Annotated in this window: 18 protein-coding genes and 2 pseudogenes; 19 read left to right on the forward strand and 1 reads right to left on the reverse strand. The window is 46.6% G+C overall.

Annotation, left to right across the window (positions count from 1 at the left end):
• Positions 1–47 precede the first annotated feature (47 nt).
• The gene (locus tag ACTWJ7_RS04455) at positions 48–1,172 is read right to left on the reverse strand and encodes a GGDEF domain-containing protein (protein WP_301880292.1); all 1,125 of its coding nucleotides are present in this window, start codon (positions 1,170–1,172) and stop codon (positions 48–50) included.
• Positions 1,173–1,446: 274 nt separating this feature from the next.
• Here ACTWJ7_RS04455 and ACTWJ7_RS04460 point away from each other — a divergent pair, with 274 nt between their 5' ends.
• From ACTWJ7_RS04460 to ACTWJ7_RS04550, 19 genes and pseudogenes are all read left to right on the forward strand, one after another.
• A complete protein-coding gene (locus ACTWJ7_RS04460) occupies positions 1,447–1,842 on the forward strand; it encodes a Fur family transcriptional regulator (protein WP_024632818.1) in 396 nt (131 codons plus the stop codon).
• Positions 1,818–2,624: a winged helix-turn-helix transcriptional regulator gene (locus ACTWJ7_RS04465; RefSeq protein WP_024632817.1), complete on the forward strand. Its 807-nt coding sequence runs from the start codon at positions 1,818–1,820 to the stop codon at positions 2,622–2,624. The genes ACTWJ7_RS04460 and ACTWJ7_RS04465 overlap by 25 nt, the downstream gene beginning before the upstream one ends.
• A gap of 316 nt (positions 2,625–2,940) precedes the next feature.
• Positions 2,941–4,404 carry a catalase gene (locus tag ACTWJ7_RS04470; RefSeq protein ID WP_301880291.1) on the forward strand — a complete coding sequence of 488 codons (1,464 nt, stop codon included), beginning with the start codon at positions 2,941–2,943 and terminating at the stop codon, positions 4,402–4,404.
• Between the two features lie 243 nt (positions 4,405–4,647).
• On the forward strand, positions 4,648–5,064 hold the full coding sequence (locus tag ACTWJ7_RS04475) for a BlaI/MecI/CopY family transcriptional regulator (protein WP_024632815.1): 417 nt from the start codon (positions 4,648–4,650) through the stop codon (positions 5,062–5,064).
• 1 nt (position 5,065) lies between these two features.
• Positions 5,066–5,926 carry a M56 family metallopeptidase gene (locus tag ACTWJ7_RS04480; protein ID WP_301880290.1) on the forward strand — a complete coding sequence of 287 codons (861 nt, stop codon included), beginning with the start codon at positions 5,066–5,068 and terminating at the stop codon, positions 5,924–5,926.
• 39 nt (positions 5,927–5,965) lie between these two features.
• Entirely contained in the window at positions 5,966–6,376 is a 411-nt protein-coding gene (locus ACTWJ7_RS04485; RefSeq protein WP_301880289.1) for a DoxX family protein, read from the forward strand.
• Positions 6,377–6,607: 231 nt separating this feature from the next.
• Positions 6,608–7,309: a pirin family protein gene (locus ACTWJ7_RS04490; protein ID WP_301880288.1), complete on the forward strand. Its 702-nt coding sequence runs from the start codon at positions 6,608–6,610 to the stop codon at positions 7,307–7,309.
• A 101-nt stretch (positions 7,310–7,410) separates the two neighbouring features.
• Positions 7,411–7,692 carry a hypothetical protein gene (locus tag ACTWJ7_RS04495; RefSeq protein ID WP_443145161.1) on the forward strand — a complete coding sequence of 94 codons (282 nt, stop codon included), beginning with the start codon at positions 7,411–7,413 and terminating at the stop codon, positions 7,690–7,692.
• A gap of 241 nt (positions 7,693–7,933) precedes the next feature.
• Entirely contained in the window at positions 7,934–8,887 is a 954-nt protein-coding gene (locus ACTWJ7_RS04500) for an ABC transporter permease (RefSeq protein WP_301880287.1), read from the forward strand.
• A 2-nt stretch (positions 8,888–8,889) separates the two neighbouring features.
• Positions 8,890–9,851, forward strand: a pseudogene (locus tag ACTWJ7_RS04505) (iron chelate uptake ABC transporter family permease subunit).
• Positions 9,845–10,603, forward strand: coding sequence for an iron ABC transporter ATP-binding protein (locus ACTWJ7_RS04510; RefSeq protein WP_301248209.1), 759 nt, complete (start codon positions 9,845–9,847; stop codon positions 10,601–10,603). Before ACTWJ7_RS04505 ends, ACTWJ7_RS04510 begins: the two are co-directional and overlap by 7 nt.
• Before the next feature lie 40 nt (positions 10,604–10,643).
• Positions 10,644–11,630, forward strand: coding sequence for a siderophore ABC transporter substrate-binding protein (locus ACTWJ7_RS04515; protein WP_301880286.1), 987 nt, complete (start codon positions 10,644–10,646; stop codon positions 11,628–11,630).
• Between the two features lie 301 nt (positions 11,631–11,931).
• A pseudogene (locus ACTWJ7_RS04520) lies at positions 11,932–13,391 on the forward strand (spore germination protein).
• A gap of 4 nt (positions 13,392–13,395) precedes the next feature.
• Positions 13,396–14,595 carry a Ger(x)C family spore germination protein gene (locus ACTWJ7_RS04525; RefSeq protein WP_301880285.1) on the forward strand — a complete coding sequence of 400 codons (1,200 nt, stop codon included), beginning with the start codon at positions 13,396–13,398 and terminating at the stop codon, positions 14,593–14,595.
• The gene (locus ACTWJ7_RS04530) at positions 14,588–14,809 is read left to right on the forward strand and encodes a hypothetical protein (protein ID WP_301880284.1); all 222 of its coding nucleotides are present in this window, start codon (positions 14,588–14,590) and stop codon (positions 14,807–14,809) included. The genes ACTWJ7_RS04525 and ACTWJ7_RS04530 overlap by 8 nt, the downstream gene beginning before the upstream one ends.
• Positions 14,810–14,863: 54 nt before the next feature.
• Positions 14,864–16,093, forward strand: coding sequence for a GerAB/ArcD/ProY family transporter (locus tag ACTWJ7_RS04535; protein ID WP_443145162.1), 1,230 nt, complete (start codon positions 14,864–14,866; stop codon positions 16,091–16,093).
• A 103-nt stretch (positions 16,094–16,196) separates the two neighbouring features.
• Positions 16,197–17,033 carry a uroporphyrinogen-III synthase gene (locus ACTWJ7_RS04540; RefSeq protein WP_301880282.1) on the forward strand — a complete coding sequence of 279 codons (837 nt, stop codon included), beginning with the start codon at positions 16,197–16,199 and terminating at the stop codon, positions 17,031–17,033.
• Positions 17,034–17,305: 272 nt separating this feature from the next.
• Positions 17,306–18,028 carry an SDR family oxidoreductase gene (locus ACTWJ7_RS04545; RefSeq protein WP_024632801.1) on the forward strand — a complete coding sequence of 241 codons (723 nt, stop codon included), beginning with the start codon at positions 17,306–17,308 and terminating at the stop codon, positions 18,026–18,028.
• A gap of 35 nt (positions 18,029–18,063) precedes the next feature.
• On the forward strand, positions 18,064–18,702 hold the full coding sequence (locus ACTWJ7_RS04550; protein ID WP_024632800.1) for a ThuA domain-containing protein: 639 nt from the start codon (positions 18,064–18,066) through the stop codon (positions 18,700–18,702).
• The last annotated feature ends 10 nt before the right edge of the window (positions 18,703–18,712 follow it).

Here is an 18,712-nt window from a genome sequence, read left to right on the forward strand (position 1 = left end):
GTCCCATAGCCTGTATGGCTACTGGGACATCCCTTTTGCATTTGAAATTAGATTGAATTTGGGCCGGAAAGGGTGATGGAACGCAGTGGAATGGCACAGACTCGATTCCTGCCCGTATTCTTGGCTTCATATAGTGCACGATCTGCCTGTTCAAAGAAATCGTTATCATCCCGGTCGTCACAGTGATCCGGAAACACAGCAACACCGATCGAGATGGTCAGCCGGATCGTATTGCCATCCGGCAGGGCGAAGAGGTACTTCTCCACCGCTTGCCTGATCGACTCAGCAATCGCCATAGCCTGGTGATGACCACAATCGAGCAACAGAATAGCAAATTCCTCGCCTCCGTTGCGAGAAACGATATCGGCCGATCGGGCATGCTTGATGAGCAATTGCCCGAGCTGTTTCAAGACCGCATCGCCCGAAGTATGGCCGAAGGCGTCATTTACTTTTTTGAACCGGTCAATGTCGATAACCAACAGGGATAGTTTTTGCTTGTTCTCACGTGCCCGTTCCAGTTCCAACTCGAGTGATTTCTCAAATTGTCTGCGATTACTTAGGTTGGTTAGATGGTCGGTGGAAGCTTTTCGCTCCAGCAGGAACAACATTTCATTGGATTTATTAATGAATTCTGCGATGAAATAAATAAAGATTCCACCGACAAAGGAAATGGTTATCTGTAATGGATATACTTTCATTAAAGAATTCATGCTGGAAGTATTGAGCATCAGAATGACAAAGATCAGCGTCATACCCAGCAGGTTCATGGTAATAATTTTGGTTAATCTCGACCAAGGAGCATAGGCAAAATATACACCGGACAGTCCGATGATTGTCATGACGAAGGCTGCATCGATAGCAGCGGATGACATTCCAAACATGATAATACGCAGGATGGAGATGACGAGTCCCGAGATGACCGAAGCGAGTCCTCCTACATATACGGCTGCTGTGACGATAGCCAAATGACGCAAATCCACAATGGTAGTTTCATTCAAAGGAAAGGAATAATTCATCAGTACCGTTCCATAGATCCCGAACAGCAGACCACCGATCATCTGAACACGCATTGAGGGAAAGGGCACACGGATACGATAGAATTTGGCGATGATTCCGGACACATACATGAACGTGATCATGACACAGACATTAACGAAAAATGTGCTTAGCAACCAGCATCCCCCCTTTAGCGCACATTACTATATTTTAGCTGAAAAGCAGTGTGGTAGCGAACCATAATATCCCAAATGGAAGAGGGGGAGCTGTGAAGAGGCTTGGCTATGGCAATTCATGAATAAATTAGTCGGATATTGACTTCATTATACAATGAGATTTATACTTAATCTAAATCAAAATTGATTTTGATGTTTCTGGGAATCATAGCAGTCTGTAGATTGCTGTGTCATCTTATATACTATTGAATGGGTAAATAAAGGAGAATTGCTGGTGAGAACTCTAAATCTGACGATACAGCGTCAAGCCGTTTATGATGTCGTCCGTCATTCCGAAGACCATCCAACCGCAGCAGACGTGATGAATCGTCTGGTGGAGCAAGGTTATAATTTGGCTTATGGTACAGTATATAATTCGCTCCGATATTTGACGGATAAAGAATTGATTCGAGAGCTCAAGTTGGGCGAGACGGCGAGTCGTTATGATGCCCGCATGGACGATCATCAACATATTATGTGTGAAGTATGCGGCAAGGTGGATGAAGTTATGACGGAAGTTCCTCCGCAATGGATGAAGCAAGTTGCAGAGGAAACCGGGTATGCGATTGATCACGCTCATGTGGTCTTTGGAGGTGTCTGCGCAGAATGCAGAAACAAACGGGTCAAGTAAAAATCAACCTGTCCGGTCGTCGTTTGCCGATCCGGGTCAAGCCTGCCCTTGCCGATCCAGCTCCCCTCGTAGATAATTGTCCGATCACGAGACGGGTCATTCTGATCAGTCCGATGCCGGGTCAGGTACATGAACTGGTCAAGGCATTAACAGATAGCTGCTTCGATGTGCTGGTATTCCATCGCTGGGAGCCTGATTTGCATGAACGGCTTGTATTCGATCTGTTAATCTATGACCTGTCTGTTGCTGGAACCATCGATGCATTTGCCGGCATCAGCAGTCGACTGAACCGTGAAGCTGAATATGCAACACCCTGTCTGTATTTGGTGGGGGAGAAGATGATTGGCAGTGCCAGTGGCCCGATGCTTCAGGAGGAATTACTGGTTTGGCCGGCACGTCCGCAGGAGGCGTTATATCGTGTGCAGCGCATGATCGGCAATAGTCCTGCAGCACCGAAACGCGGATTTCTGCCTCAGGAGGGACAGCGTATCGGTTTCAAGGATTTATGGCTGGATCGTGAGCGGATGAGCGTGCACCGGAATAATGACCGCATTCATTTAACCAAGACAGAGTATGATCTGCTGCTGAAGCTGATTGACGCCAAAGGTGCAGTCATTTCTCGTGAGGAGATGCTCAGCGATATTTGGGAGACGGATTTTACGGGTGGAAGCAATGTAGTGGATGTTCATATTAAAAGCTTGCGCAAAAAACTTGGCGATAACGCGGCTTCGCCTCAATATATAGTAACGGTAAGAGGAGTGGGCTACCGCCTGGCGGATTAGTCCGCTTTTTTTGTGGGCAGATTATGCTGTTCATGTCACACGTATGCGGGTATCCACTAGATAGCGTAAATCAGACCCATCCAATCGAAATGGATCAATGCTCATCTTTCTCAAAGTTGATGTTCATATTTCATTCATGAAACGAACAAGAAACTCATCTGAATCTCATGTGAACCTCATGCAAGAGGCGAGTGGGACATGTTAGAATCATTTTAACAGTTAGATCAAGTCTAAATGTATATTTAAAGCGATGTCGAATATGATTTTAATAGAGTATATACAGCAGGCATGAGACCAACATGAGGAGGATAACGATATGACAGAACGCATGACAACCAATCAGGGCGCACCCGTAGGTGACAACCAAAACTCCCGTACCGCAGGAAGAAGAGGCCCGACATTACTTGAGGATTATCATCTGCTTGAAAAGATCGCCCACTTTGACCGTGAGCGTATACCGGAACGGGTCGTTCATGCGAGAGGTGCCGGTGCACATGGCGTATTTACACTGGAGCAGAGCATGAAGGCTTACACAACTGCAGACTTCCTGCAAGACCCTGGCACAGAGACGGACGTATTGGTGCGATTCTCCACAGTAATTCACGGCACAGGTTCCCCGGAGACAGCGCGTGACCCACGTGGTTTTGCCGTGAAGTTCTATACCCGTGAAGGAAACTATGATATCGTGGGGAACCACTTGCCTGTCTTCTTCATCCGTGATGCCATGAAGTTCCCGGATATGGTCCATTCCCTGAAGCCTGCGCCGGATACGAATATCCAGGACCCTGCACGCTACTGGGATTTCATGACACTATCACCAGAGTCGACGCATATGATGACCTGGTTGTTCTCCGATCTGGGTACGCCAGCAAGCTACCGTGAAATGGATGGATTCGGCGTACACGCCTTCAAATGGATCAATGCGCAGGGGCAAGTTCATTATGTGAAATACAAGTGGGAGTCAGCTCAGGGCGTACGAGGTTTCTCTCGTCAAGAGGCAGCTGAAGTACAAGGGCAGGATTTCAACCATGCCACCCGGGATTTGCACGATCATATCAAAAATGGTCAATACCCGCAGTGGAAGCTGCAGGTTCAATTGCTGAAGCCGGAGCAGATGGATGATTTCGCTTTTGATCCACTCGACCCAACGAAGACTTGGCCCGAGGATGTGTTACCGTTCCAGACCATCGGAACGATGACGTTGAACCGTAATCCACAAAATTTCTTCGCAGAAGTGGAGCAAGCAGCCTTCTCTCCAAGCGCTCTGGTACCTGGAATCGAGCCTTCCGAAGATAAATTGCTGCAGGGTCGCCTGTTCTCCTATCCGGATACACAGCGCCACCGGCTCGGACCGAACTATTTGCAGATTCCGGTGAACTGCCCTTATGCTCCGGTTCGTAATCATCAGCGTGATGGACTCATGAATGTGAGCCAGGACCCTTCTCCGGTAAACTATGAACCGAACAGCTCGGGCAGCAGCCCGGTGGAAGCACCGGAATACCGTGACAGTCAGGCTCCGCTGCAGGGTCATGTTACACGCGAGAAAATTGAGAAGACCGATAACTATACACAGTCAGGGGAATTGTTCCGTTCCTTCACGGCGGTAGAGCAGCAACACTTGCTCGATAATCTGATCAATGACCTGAAGGCAGTTCCGGAACAGACTCAGTTGCGTGCCTTGTGTCACTTCTTCCAGGCAGATGGACAGCTCGGTGGTCGTCTGGCTCATGGACTTGGTGTAGATATCTCCGCATTTATGCCATCACAGGATCGTAAATAAAGCACTTAAATTCATCTTTTTCAGAAATGAATAATTGATTTTATAACAGACCGGGTAGGACTGCAGAATAGCAGGCTTGCCCGGTCTTTAGACTTTTTTCACCTATAAACCGACCTTGTGCAATGAAATGATATTCTGAAATAGAAAACATATTTACAAATTATTTACAATAAATAGCTGACATAGAGGTTGACTTCTCGTTTGTTGGCACTACAATGGGTAGTGTGAGGGGTGTCTGAACATATGAGAATACACAATTTTAAAGTGGGTGAGCGTGGGCTGAATCGATTTTTCGGTCCGCTGGAGGCGAAGATCATGGACATTTTATGGACGCGTCCAGGCAGCAGCATTCGCGAAGTGCAAACCGCACTTGAACAAGATAAAGACGTTAATTTCAATACAGTCATGACGGTGATGAATCGCCTCGTGGACAAGGAGCTGCTCCGCAAGTCGCAGAAGGGCCGAACGTCACTGTACCATCCGGTGCAGAGCAGGGAGGAGTTTATGAACGACCAATCCAAGGAATTATCACATGAATTGGTGGATGAGTTCGGGGCACTTGCTCTGAATCATATGCTGGATGCGCTGGATGAAGCAGATGCAGGGTTGATAGAGCGTCTGGAGCAGAAGATTAAGCAATGGAAAAAGGATAGCGATTGACATGTGGAAGGCCCGCTCGAAGCTCTTGTTTACCGTCGGGTTTGGCATTCCGTTACTCGTGTTCATGCAGATGTTCATGTACGCGATGTACAAAATATTCGGTTGGGATATTCCGTTTAACCTGCTCTGGCTGTGCAATCACTGGATGAGCAGACTGGGCTGGTTATCCGTAGGCCATGTTCTTATGGCGCTGGTGATTCTGACGTTTGCTGGTACAGGCTGGTTGCTGCTGGATCGGATGATTAAGACATGTGCAGCGGTACGAAAGCTTCGGTCGATGGAGGATGGGATCATGTCTCGGAAACTGGAAGCGAGATACCGTCATCTGAAACAAGCCCGATTCATTGTGGTGGACAAGCCGTCACCGGTTGCATTTACGATAGGTCTTTGGAAACCCGTTATTGTACTTTCCACAGGGCTGCTCACTATGCTGGATGCTGAAGAAGAAAGAGCGGTTGTGTATCATGAGGTCCATCATCTGTGGCATCGTGATCCACTCAAGACGACATTGCTGTCGGTATTTGCCTTCATGATGCCGTATATTCCGGTGTTGAAGCATACGTCAAAACATTACAATATCATTAGAGAAATTCTGGCTGACAATGAAGCGATTGAACGGACAGGGAACGCCGCGGGCATTGGTAGTGCACTGCTTAAACTGATCCGGGCTTGCCCTGAACATTGGAGAATTAGCGAGACAGCTATTCAATCATCTTTTGCCGACACTTCGGTGAATGTGCGTATATCCCGTCTATTAGACCCGGAACAGGATGTTGCGCTGACGCTTCCCCGTTATGCGGTATTCATATCGGCTACAGTAATCCTGCTGCTGTCTGTCTTGTTTGTATGGTCCATTGGTTGAATTTAACGTTGAACTTAAACGCCAAGGAGGAAGATGAATATGAATCGAAGTGTGGAAATTGGACTGTTTTTCTCAAGAATCATGATTGGTCTCATCTTTGTATTGCATGGCTGGAGTAAATTCGAAGGTGGAATTAGCGGTACCGTCGGGTTTTTTGAAAGTATCGGCATTCCCGGTTTTCTGGCATCTGTTGTAGCGATCATTGAGCTGGTGGGTGGTGCAGGCATGATTCTGGGATTGGGAACCCGTGTATTTGCTGCATTGTTCATCGTCGTTATGGGAGGCGTTCTGCTTACTGCCAAAGTGGGACAGCCGTTCATAAGTGGTACCGAGCTTGATTACCTGCTGTTGGCAGGTTCATTGACAATGCTCTTCACAGGCAGCCGTTTTCTGGCGGTGGATCATCTCTTCTCCAGACAAGGCAACACTCGCCAGAATGTGAGTGCATAACGGGTCTAACATCCAATAGGGATGGAACAAGTTCATTTTATAAGCAGGTATATCTCATATCTCCTGTATAAAGCCTTTTCTCGCTAAACCGGATTACGTGTAATTGTATGCGTGAACCGTTCTAGCCGCGAAAAGGCTTTTTGTTTTGGACGACAAGCCCAACTATTTGGTACAATGAGAATAAGTATGCTACTAAGAAAAAATAAGAGAACCTGTAGGAGGGTGCGCTTTATGATAAACGTCATTCCATCCGATTCCCGCTCCAGCTTCGACCGGGGCTGGCTGCGCGGCAATCACAGCTTTTCCTTTGGTGAATACCAGGACCCGGAGAATACCGCGTTTGGACCCATGCGGGTAGCCAATGACGATGTAATTGCTCCTGGCCGTGGTTTTGGGGCACATCCGCATAGTGATATGGAGATTGTATCCATCGTGCTGAGCGGCAAGCTGCGTCATGAAGATAACCTGGGCAATGTGGCAGTTACATCATTTGGTGGAATTCAGCGCATGTCAGCAGGTACTGGCATGATTCATACCGAGCACAATGCTTCGGATACCGAAGAAGTACGTATATTACAGCTCTGGTTCATGCCATATACAAGAGGGCTGAAGCCGTCTTACGAGACGACCTCGTTTGATCCAGACGCACTTTCGGGAGCACTTGTACCCGTGGTATCGCCTGAAGGTGGGGCGCGTATCGCATCCATTCAACAGGATATGACCATCTATCTTGGCCGATTGGCTAAAGGCCAGACGTTAACCTATGAACAGGCAGAAGATCGCCGTATGTACATTTTTGCCATTGAAGGAGTGCTTGGCTTGAACGGAGAGCATCAGTTAACTGAAGGGGACACGGCTCGTGTGGAACAGACGACATCCATGAACCTGGATGCAAGCGAGGACGCCTTCTATATGTTAATTGATTTGCCCTAATTTACCGAAATGGAATGAAACTCCAAGATCCAAAGGAGGATGTACTTTATGACGCAGCAGGAATGGTTTATGGTTAAGCATGCAGTGACTGGGCGGGGCTGGTGAACAGTAAAACCGATTCGTTGTCCTATCGTTATCAAAGAGAGGGCACGGGATTTGTTTTTACCGTTACGGGTCTGGAGCAACAGGTGGTGGACAGCATTATGGAGCTCAGACAGGAGCTCAACGTGTTTCGCTTTGTACAGCGCAAGGATCAGCCCCTGGTGAAGCACTGGTATTACGTTCAGGGAGACCGGGTGCATTATGATGGAGAACGCCATACATTGACCATATATGCGGAATCTGAGATCCGCTATGTTCCTGAAGATTATTTTGCCGACTAAATGAATCATTAATGGGACCTTCCAATTGGAAGGTCTTTTTCCTTATATACAATTAAATTTGAATTATATGTGTTTCAGGTTGTTTTATGAAATTAAGGAAAAGAGAAGCAGAGAATGGTTGACATGACGAAATGAATATCGATATAATTATTTTAATTGATAATGAGTATCAATATCAAGTTGAACTAAGTAGAGCAGCTACAAGTGTTTTACGGCTAATGGTGAGGGGATTAGTAGAGAGATGAAGTTAGGCTATATGTTGATCGGACTGGCTTTTTTGTCTATCGTATACCTGTTTATTGGCAATTCAGACATTTCGCCTATGGATATTTTTCATTTGACCCCAGTCCAGCTTCAGGTGTTACAAGTCAGTCGTTTTCCCCGCTTAATCAGCATCCTTGTGGCGGGTATCAGTATGAGTGTCATTGGACTGATCATGCAGCAGCTGACACGCAACCGATTTGTTTCTCCAACAACGGCCGGAACAATGGACTCCGCCAGGTTGGGTATCCTTATTACTTTGATGTGGTTTCCTGGTGCTTCTCCACTGCAAAAAATGCTGGTCGCTTTTGCCTTTGCACTGGCTGGAACGCTAATCTTTATGCGGATACTGGAGAAAGTTAAATTCAAGGATACGATTTACATCGCTCTCCTTGGTTTGATGTTTGGCAATATTGTAAGCTCGGTCACGACTTTTTTTGCCTACAAAAACGATTTGATCCAGAACATGTCCTCATGGCTACAGGGGGATTTCTCCACAATTATGAAGGGACGTTATGAACTGATCTATATCAGTATTCCGCTGCTCATTATCGTTTATCTGTTTGCTAATCGTTTTACACTTGCGGGTATGGGCGAAGATTTCTCAACCAATCTTGGACTGGCTTATCGAAAAGTGGTTAATCTCGGGCTGATTCTGGTTGCCATGGTTTCAGCTGTCGTCATTATCACCGTAGGTACAATCCCGTTTCTCGGTCTTGTAGTACCGAATATTGTAACGCTGTATAAGGGCGATAACTTAAGGGATACATTGCCTCATACGGCAGTGCTCGGTGCGCTTTTTGTCCTGGTCTGCGATATTCTGGGTCAATTGATTATTTATCCTTATCAGCTGTCCATCAGTTTGACTGTGGGCGTTGTGGGCAGCGTGTTGTTCCTGTATTTACTGCTTCGAAGAAAGGCTTATGGATCATGAGAATGAAGTATACGGCAAATACCTGGAAGTTTGGCATTTTGATTGCAGCGGCAGTGCTGTTGATTGGTGTATTTCTGGTCATTCAATCCGGGGGCAACTGGGATTATATTCTGCCTCGCAGAGGAAAAAGATTCTTGCCATTGTGCTCACGGGTGCCTGCATCGCGTACTCCACTGCCATTTTTCAAACGATAACCAACAACCGAATTCTTACGCCTGGCATTATGGGGCTTGATTCCCTGTATATGTTGTTTCAGACCTTTGCCGTGTTTGTGTTTGGGAGCACGCATATCAGCTTTGTGAACAAAAATCTTAACTTTGCGGTATCTGTGCTGTTAATGACCCTGTTTGCTCTACTTCTGCATCAGTTTATGTTCCGTAGAGAACGGGGCGCAATATCTATTTGCTGCTGCTCGTTGGCCTTATTCTGGGTACGCTGTTTCAGAGCATGTCCTCCTTCATGGAGGTACTGATCGACCCTAATGAGTTCCTTGTGCTGCAAGGCAAGATGTTTGCGAGTTTTAACAATGTGAATACGGATCTGCTGATCATCTCCATGGTGGCCATTATTTTGATCTTGCTGTATGCACAGAAGTTTACCAAATATCTCGACGTACTGTCCCTCGGCAAAGATCACGCGGTTAACCTTGGGGTGGATTACCAGTACATTGTGAAAAGGTTATTGCTGGTTGTGATGGTTCTGGTGTCAATTTCCACAGCGTTGGTCGGCCCAATCATGTTCTTGGGGCTGCTGGTCGTGAATCTGGCGCATCAGTTATTCCGGACACATCGTCATAAAGTACTGATCTGGGGTTTCGGTCATTATCGCAGTAGTTTCATTAGTCGGTGGACAGCTCATTGTGGAACGGGTATTTACCTTTGCTACGACAGTAAGTGTCATTATCAATTTTGTAGGCGGTGTGTACTTCATCTATTTACTGCTAAAGGAGAATAAGTCGTGGTAGAAGTCAGAAATGTAACCAAACAATACGGCGGCGTCCGGGTAGTGGATGACGTATCACTGAATATTACCAAAGGGAAAATCACTTCATTTATCGGTCCCAATGGCGCAGGCAAAAGTACATTGTTGTCTATGATCACCAGACTGATCAGCAAGGATGCAGGACAAGTCCTGATCGAAGGAAAAGAGATCGAAGGTTGGAAGAACAAGGATTTGTCCAAAAAAATATCAGTCCTCAAACAATCCAATCACATAAATATCCGGTTGACTGTGGAGGACCTTGTGGCTTTTGGCCGTTTTCCTTATTCACAAGGAAGACTCACGGCAGAAGATCGGCAGTGGATTCAGGAAGCCATCGATTATATGGAGCTGGCTCCTTTCCGTAAAAAATATTTGGATGAACTAAGCGGTGGACAACGACAGCGGGCATATATCGCCATGGTTATTGCGCAGAACACCGAGTATATTCTGCTCGATGAACCATTGAACAATTTGGACATGAAACATTCCGTGCAAATTATGAAGGTGCTTCGCAAAATGGTGGATGAATTGGGGAAGACAATTGTTATTGTCATTCATGACATCAATTTTGCCTCCTGTTACTCAGACTATATCGTTGCACTCAAAGACGGGCGTGTCGTGCAGGAAGGTAAAACGGAGGACATCATTGATACGGATGTATTGCAGAAAGTATATGACATGCACATCCCTGTGCAATGGATTGATGGTCGTAAGATTTGTGTGTATTTTGCTTAAAAAGGTAAACCAATATAGAGAGAGCGAGAGGTGTCTATTTATGAAAAAGGGTTGGTTGTTTACGTTGCTTGTGGTGTTGTCGGTTGTTCTGGCAGCTTGTGGTGGAAGTAAAACAGCAGAAAATACAGGTGCCAGCAGTGGCACAGGATCAGAAGCGAATGCTGCAGCAGAACAGTCCAGTGATGAAATCGTCATTAAACATAAACTTGGCGAAACAACTGTGAAGAAGAATCCGGAGAAAGTGGTTGTGTTCGACTATGGTGTGCTGGATACTTTGGATCAGCTTGGGGTAGAGGTTGCCGGTGTACCTCAGGAGGGAGTTCCCTCTTATCTGGCAAAGTATAACGATGCAAAGTACACCAATGTTGGCGGTTTGAAAGAGGCTGATTTTGAGAAAGTAAATGCCATGAAGCCTGACCTGATTATCATCTCAGGACGACTGCAAGACTCCTATGAAGAGCTGAGCAAGATCGCACCGACCATTTATATGGCGGTAGATACAGAAGATTATATGAACTCCCTGACTTCGAATGTGAAGACGCTTGGAGAGATCTTTGGTAAAGAAAAAGAAGCAGAAGAGGCACTGGCATCGATTGATACCTCTGTTAAAGCTTTAAAAGATAAAGTAACGGCTGCTGGAAAAAATGCACTGGTTGTCCTGACGAACGAAGGCAAATTAAGTGCGTATGGTGCAGGTTCCCGATTTGGTGTCATACATGATGTGTTCGGTTTTACTCCAGCAGATGCAAATATTGAAGTATCCACCCATGGACAGAGCGTTTCATTTGAGTATGTTATGGAGAAAAATCCGGATTATTTGTTTGTGGTAGATCGGAGTGCGGTGGTTGCAGGTAATGGTGAAGCAACTCCAGCCAAACAGGTGATCGAGAACGATTTGGTCAAAAATACAAATGCCTTCAAAGATGGACACATTGTATATCTTGACCCCGATTACTGGTACTTGTCCGGTGGTGGTCTGGAATCCATTCAAGAGATGATTAAAGAAGTGGACGAGAGCATCCAATAAGTAAATGAAGATTGCTGCATACTTTGATTAGGCCTCAAAGGTCTCTGTTATTTAAACAGGGGCCTTTTTTTGTTGCCTGAATTAAAAAAATGATTGGATATTTTACAAAAAGACCACATAATTCCGTGTGATCTGGCACAAGCTACCTTGTATAAAAAAACAGGAACGGAGGGCGGCATATGGCGGATAAAACATCAGGGAAAGATGGTTCAAGGGATTCGGGAAAAAGAAGCATGTCCCTTTGGGGCTGCCGTCTCCCCCTATTTTGCGGCAGCCGATAGGCCTCTCACATGAAAGCCATATGCTGGCACTGGAAGACATTTTCTCGGATTGTTCGGATGTCATATTCCGCAATGTCAAAATTACACCTGAAGTGGAAGGCCTGCTGGTGTACATCGAAGGTATCGTGAATTCAGCAGATATTCAGGAGCATATGCTCCGTCCTCTGATTCGCGGCCTGATTGAGCAACGAACCGATGAGCCTGTTGCTCCTCTCGATGACACAAGAATCGCCTTGTCGCAGGTGAAAAAAGTGGATTCCTGGGCAGCCGCAGCGGAGGGAGTGCTGGAATCCTCCGCGCTGTTGTTAATCAACGGGAGCAAGGAGGCCTGGCTTTTCAACGTCAAGGGCGGTGTGCGGCGTGGTGTCGAGGAACCCCAGACGGAGTCGGTTATTCGCGGGCCACGTGAAGGGTTCACGGAGACATTGCGTGTGAACACAGCTCTGCTTCGTTTCAAGCTCAAAACACCTGCGCTTAAGATGTTAAGCATGACGATTGGAACTGAGACCAAAACCAATGTAGTGCTGACTTACATCGATGACATTGCCGATCCCAAGCTGATTAAAGATGTCAAGGAACGTCTCAACAAAATTAAAATCGATGGCATTCTCGAAACGGGATATATTGAGGAACTTATTGAGGATCATCCCTATTCTCCTTTTCCGCAGATGCATTATACCGAACGCCCCGATACAGTGGCAGGAAACCTGCTGGAAGGACGCTTTGCCATCTTTGTGGATGGCACTCCATTTGCCCTCATTGGCCCGATCACAATGTGGCAGATGCTGCAGGCCAGTGAGGATTATTATGAACGGTTCTTTATAAGTAATCTGTTGCGCTGGATTCGTTTTCTGTTTGTGGGTATCGCCCTATTTCTGCCGGCGCTCTACATCGCTATTACGACCTTTCATCAGGATATGTTACCAACAACACTGATCCTGAGTATTGCGGGGGCAAGGGAGGCTATTCCATTCCCTGCATTGGTCGAAGCCCTCATTATGGAGCTGTCCTTCGAGGCTTTACGAGAAGCGGGGTCCGGTTGCCCAAAACGGTAGGTCAGGCCGTCAGTATTCTGGGGGCTCTTGTCATTGGACAGGCAGCTGTTCAGGCGGGAATTGTTTCTGCACCCATGGTTATTATCGTATCCATGACAGGGATTGCTTCGTTTACGATCCCTCGCTTTAATTTTGCCATTACGGTTCGTTTGCTGCGTTTTCCTATCATGCTGCTTGCGGGGGCGCTTGGTTTGTATGGCATCGTGATTGGACTGGTGCTGATCTCCGTACATTTGACACAAATGACTTCCTTCGGCGTGCCGTATCTGACCGGTCTAAGTCCGTATAGCAAAAAAGATACCAAGGATATTGTCATCCGTGTACCTTGGTGGAAAATGATCCATCGTCCCTCAACGGTGCACCGTGACCAGAAGCGTATGAATGAGAAAATTAATGGCTCACCTGAAGCTGAGGAGGGGTGGTAAGCACATGTTCTTTATCCACAAACGGCATGCTGTGGCCATTATGCTCCTATGTACTATTTTTATATCAGGTTGCTGGGATCGGAAGGAGATTAATGATATCGCTTTTGTCATTGGTCTGGCTATCGATAAGGAGGATGGTAATTACAGATCCAGCTTGCAAATTGCTCTGCCCGGTCAATCCGGTTCCTCCGGGAGTGAGGGTGGCGGTGGAGGCACAAGTGGTGACAAATCCTGGTTCATGTTGTCCAATACAGCCAAAACGTTGCGCGGAACGTCTATTGAAGGTCAAAAAGCGCTCTCTCGTGAACTTTATTATGCCCATCGGCGTACGATATTGATTGGAGAGGAGCTTGCCCGTGATGGCGTTGCTTCTATGTTGGACTTGCTTACACGATACCCGTTGAATCGTTTCTCTGCTTTGCCGATTATCACCAAAGGCCCGGCATTCAAGGTACTGGATACCGATGCACCGATTGAGAAGTTTCCTTCCGAAATGGTACGGGAATTGTGCTTCTTGAATATGCGCAAACCGCGTACTCTCAAAACCTTTACGGATGCGATTCTTTCCGAAGGGGTGGAGCCGTTTCTACCTGTTGCCACGACCGTTGACAATGTGCCGGGCAACTGGAAGGACGTTAAGACGAACATCAAGTTGGATGGAATCGCTATTTTTAAGAAGGACAAACTGATAGGCATGATTGAAAAAGAGCCTGCTGGTGCACTTATACTGGCTATGGGTGAAGCTAACGAGCCTGAAATTATGGTCAAGGCTCCTCGAGGGAGTGGTGATATTTTTATTAAACTGAACGAAAACAACTCCTCATTGCACCCTCATATCAAAAATGGAAAAGTATCGGTGACGATTAAACTGTATGCCAAGGGAGTTGTTGTAGACAACGAGTCGAACTACGGCGACCTGCGAGAGCAAGAGATTAAGAACCTGAATCAAGCAATACATCAGAAAATCCAAGATGACATTCTGGAGGGGGTAAGGCTGATTCAGAAGAAATATCCTGCCGATATTTTGGGTTTGGGTCGCTCCATTCATCAGCAATTGCCCAAAGAGTGGGACAAGTTAAAGGATCGCTGGGATGACATTTATCCGGATGTGAAAGTTAGTGTGGAGCCACATATTGTTATTGAAAATGTAGGGGTTATCAACAAACCGTTTGGATTGCCTGAGGAGGATATCGTCCATGATTAAGCCGCTGCTGTTCACATATTTGGGTGTAGTCGTTGCCGTAATTATTATGGATTTCAAACATTTGAAGCAGGCAGCGGCTATTAATCGCTGGTTAGCCTACGGTCTGATCGTAATCAGCGCCGGGATTTGGTTTTATGTAACGCATTTGAGCAAAACAGTCTTTGTCACTACATGGCTTACCCATTTGATTCAGCGTTGGCTGCCGTTACCTTAAGGCTACTTCAACAAATTTCGAAGCTTGAAAGATAAGATAGAAAGGAGGTATTGCATGAATCAGGGAGTGACCGGTCGTCAGTTGGTGCTGCTCATCATGCTGCTCAGTATTACAGGTACGTTGATGCAGCCCCATGCGCAAGCCATTTACTATGCTGAACAGCATGCTTATTTATCCTACATCCCTGTGTTTTTTGTCACGGTAGCATCACTTTGGATGTTAAGCCGTGTTCAGCGCCGATTCCCCAATCAGGATCTGTTTGAATCGCTGGTGGGACGTTTTCCTTTTTTGGGGCGTGTGACAGGCTTGCTGTACATCCTGTTTTTTCTCTTTATATTTGCCCGTGATATCCGTCTCATCGGAGATTACGTAAGTATCACACTGCTAGAAACAACGCCTCTATCTATCATTGTAGTATCCCTGTTACTGATGGCTGTTTTTATCGTAAGGGGAGGGCTAGGATCCTTAATTGGCATGTCTGAGCTGTATGTTACGTTGTTTCTGCTAAATTCGTTGATATTGCCTTTCATGCTTATTCAGCAAATAAACATGGATAATCTCATGCCGTATTTTGACATCGATGTTGCCGGTGTTGGGAAGGGAAGCTGGTACATATTCTCCTTTTTCGGTGAGATGATTGCAGTCCCCTTTGTAATTAAAGGCAGTGATTTTCGATTCAAGTCGGTCTTGTGGGGGATTACGGTAGCGGCTCTGTTAATGATGCTGATTGTTGTCGAAACCATCCTGGCGGTGGGAGTGCCGATCGCATCCAGACTGGTGTATCCTTCCTACGAGCTTGCAAGGCAGCTGCAAATTAGTGATTTCCTTGATCGATTTGACCTTGCACTAGCAGCGGTAACTCTACCTACATTGATTACAAAGATCGCATTCGATCTGTATTTTGTCTGTTGGGGACTGAAGCGAATGATTCCGAAGGTTTCGGGTAAAGTGATGACGGGACCCGTGGCTTTGGTAGGTTTTGTATGTGCTTTCTGGTTTTTTAAAAATGCGATTGAGCTCTTTCGTTTTACAAGGGAGTGGACATGGATTGGGATTGTGTTCGAGGTGTTATTTCCCATCATACTCTTCGTGTTCCTTCGCCCCCGCAAAAAAGACAGGAATGATCAACGGGCAGGGGATAATCAGAAGCAAAAGCAGCAGCCAAAAGAGGATAAAAAGAAAGAGCAGCTCAGGAACGAGATGAGTCTGACAAAGGGAAACGTGAAGGACCACAGGGTGGAGAATTACAGCCTTCCTGATATATCCCATCAAAAATCGTTATAGATGAACGGCCGAAAAGCGGGGAAACTCGGTTTCCCTCCAAAGAAGTACCCTGTATACTGTAGTCAGACTGATGACATTCGGCTGAATAAACGGGGGAACATAGATGGCTCAACATTTGGCGGGTATACGCGTAGCACTGACAGGACCACGGAAATCCAAAGAGATGTCCTTGCTGGTTGAGAAAATGGGCGGTATTCCGCTTGTCCGACCTGCACAGGGAACTGTTTTTCTGGATGACCGTAATATTCGGGACGGACTGGTATCCTGGATATCGGACCCGCCAGACTGGACGGTATTGACGACGGGGATGGGACTGGATGCTATTTTTGATATGGCTGAGGATATGGAAATCGCGGATCAATTGCTGGACGTATTATCGGATTCCATGATTGCAGCAAGAGGGTACAAAACTGTTAATTCTCTGCGAAAGCGTAAATTGACTCCGCTGGTGCGGGATGATGATGGCAGCACAGACGGGTTGATTCGGGAGTTCGCTCCTCATGATCTTGCGGGAAAGAAGGTAATGTTGCAGCTGCACGGGGAGACGGCACCGAAGCTGGTCAGATGGCTGGAGGATCAGGGCGCTCAGGTTCGTCAGGTACTCCCTTATCGCCACGTCCCGCCGGAAGAGGGCGAACTGGAACAGCTATTAAATGAAATTTTGCGGCATGAGGTGCATGCGGTCGCGTTTACAAGTGGACCGCAAGTACGGTTTCTGGTCGAATATGCGGCGTCAAAGGGAAAGCTTGGACCCATGCAGGAAGCCTTCCGTCAAGGTGTGGTGCCCGCTTCGGTAGGCAGGGTTACGGCAAACGCGATGCGTGAAGAAGGTATTGAGGCGCTTGTGGTCCCGGAAGATGAGAAGATGGGGGCCCTCATTGTTGAACTGGGGCGTTATTACGCTGCCAGATCTGCGGACAAGGCTCAGCTTCTGCCTTAATATTGATCCCGCCTAGACTCATTTTGAAACATTAAATGAAACGTAATTAAGATGACGAAGTGTTTTCCGTTCTGATCCGACGATAGGGGTCAGAACTTTTTTGTTTCCTGTTTCTGTGAAGGACATTTTATATAAGCTGAACGACTCTGATGGATAGGGATTCTCCTGAGACTTTGGTCGTGAAGTTACTTGTACCCATTCATAATTAAAGGTTTTTGGATAATAATGTGGAATGAATTAAAGACAGATTAAGCTTGCGAGGGAGGGACAGCATGATGAAAACCGTATGTGTAACCGGGGCGGCCCGGGGACTGGGGTTGGCTCTGACGGCGCAGATGCTGAAGAGAGGTTATATCGTCTATGCGGCAGGATTGGACATGGAAGAGTCCAAAGGGATTCGTCTTCTGACGGATGCCTATCCGAAACATTTACGCGCCATCGAACTGGACATTGCGGATGATCTATCTGTAGCTTTGTTCACGGAGACACTTAAGCTGGATACAGAGCATTTGGATATGCTTATCAATAATGCGGCTATACTAGGAAGTATTACGGATCATATCCGCGGACCGTTAAACATGGCGGAGATGGCAGAAGTATTCAATGTAAATACCTTGGGGACATTGCGTGTGACTCATGCCCTGCTGCCCCTCCTTCTTCAAGGGACAAATAAGCTGATTGTCGATATATCTTCGGAGGCAGGCAGTATTGAGCAGTGCAGCCGAGATGGATGGTTTGCCTATTGCATGTCCAAATCTGCGCTAAATATGCAGGCCCGCCTGGTGCATAATGGTCTGAAGGATGAGGGTGGGCAGGTGATGCTGATTCATCCCGGCTGGGTACAGAGTTATATGAGCGGGGAATTGAATACCGCTGCAGATCTTACGCCAGATCAATCGGCTCAGTATATTACAGCACTCATTGATCGCCATAAGGAGTTTAGGGGAGATCAGCCCGCGTATGTAGATTACAAGGGGGACACCCTTCCTTGGTAATTCTGTTATAGGTAATTTGAAAGGAGTTTTTAATGATGGATCATCGTAAAAAAGCGTTATTACTTGGTGATTATACTCATCCGGACTGGCATCCGCTGCAAGGTGTGGACGCGGAGATCAGTCGGATTTTTCACGATACTATGACTGTGCAATGCAGTGAGAATCGCAACATGCTGCTGCAAGAAAATATAACCGGCTTTGATGTGTGTATCTGTTACATGGACGATTGGAAGGGGAAAGTCTCTCCACAGCAGACAGCAGGCTTATTGTCCTATGTTAGTAATGGTGGTGGACTGGTCATCATACATAACGGAATTTCGCTCCAAAATCGTTATGAGCTGAAGCAGATGGTCGGTGCCAAATTCCTGCATCATCCACCATATGCACCACTGGAGTTCACAGTAACGGCGGAGAGTCATCCGGTGACTGAAGGTATTTCGGGCTTTACGATGGAAGAAGAGCCTTATCAGTTCGAATTCGGTTCATTTGCCGAAACGAAAGTTCTGCTTGAGTATCAATCCGAAGAAGGGCCGAAGCCCGCAGCTTGGGCACATAGATATGGTGTTGGACGCATAGTTTACCTTATGCCGGGACATCATGTACCTTCTTTTGCACATGAAACCTATCGTCAGTTAATTTTGCAGGCAGGAAAATGGGCTGCGCGTTACGTATAGCCGGACCGTC

The organism is Paenibacillus sp. 1A_MP2 (assembly GCF_052244825.1).
GTDB classification, from domain to species: domain Bacteria; phylum Bacillota; class Bacilli; order Paenibacillales; family Paenibacillaceae; genus Paenibacillus; species Paenibacillus vandeheii.

What these genes read in the sequence shown, in the direction of transcription:
- ACTWJ7_RS04465 (WP_024632817.1), top strand. Translation starts at nt 1,818, where the DNA reads ATGCAGAAACAAACGGGTCAAGTAAAAATCAACCTGTCCGGTCGTCGT.
- ACTWJ7_RS04470 (WP_301880291.1), top strand. Translation starts at nt 2,941, where the DNA reads ATGACAGAACGCATGACAACCAATCAGGGCGCACCCGTAGGTGACAAC.
- ACTWJ7_RS04475 (WP_024632815.1), top strand. Translation starts at nt 4,648, where the DNA reads ATGAGAATACACAATTTTAAAGTGGGTGAGCGTGGGCTGAATCGATTT.
- ACTWJ7_RS04480 (WP_301880290.1), top strand. Translation starts at nt 5,066, where the DNA reads ATGTGGAAGGCCCGCTCGAAGCTCTTGTTTACCGTCGGGTTTGGCATT.
- ACTWJ7_RS04485 (WP_301880289.1), top strand. Translation starts at nt 5,966, where the DNA reads ATGAATCGAAGTGTGGAAATTGGACTGTTTTTCTCAAGAATCATGATT.
- ACTWJ7_RS04490 (WP_301880288.1), top strand. Translation starts at nt 6,608, where the DNA reads ATGATAAACGTCATTCCATCCGATTCCCGCTCCAGCTTCGACCGGGGC.
- ACTWJ7_RS04500 (WP_301880287.1), top strand. Translation starts at nt 7,934, where the DNA reads ATGAAGTTAGGCTATATGTTGATCGGACTGGCTTTTTTGTCTATCGTA.
- ACTWJ7_RS04515 (WP_301880286.1), top strand. Translation starts at nt 10,644, where the DNA reads ATGAAAAAGGGTTGGTTGTTTACGTTGCTTGTGGTGTTGTCGGTTGTT.
- ACTWJ7_RS04525 (WP_301880285.1), top strand. Translation starts at nt 13,396, where the DNA reads ATGTTCTTTATCCACAAACGGCATGCTGTGGCCATTATGCTCCTATGT.
- ACTWJ7_RS04530 (WP_301880284.1), top strand. Translation starts at nt 14,588, where the DNA reads ATGATTAAGCCGCTGCTGTTCACATATTTGGGTGTAGTCGTTGCCGTA.
- ACTWJ7_RS04535 (WP_443145162.1), top strand. Translation starts at nt 14,864, where the DNA reads ATGAATCAGGGAGTGACCGGTCGTCAGTTGGTGCTGCTCATCATGCTG.
- ACTWJ7_RS04540 (WP_301880282.1), top strand. Translation starts at nt 16,197, where the DNA reads ATGGCTCAACATTTGGCGGGTATACGCGTAGCACTGACAGGACCACGG.
- ACTWJ7_RS04545 (WP_024632801.1), top strand. Translation starts at nt 17,306, where the DNA reads ATGATGAAAACCGTATGTGTAACCGGGGCGGCCCGGGGACTGGGGTTG.
- ACTWJ7_RS04550 (WP_024632800.1), top strand. Translation starts at nt 18,064, where the DNA reads ATGGATCATCGTAAAAAAGCGTTATTACTTGGTGATTATACTCATCCG.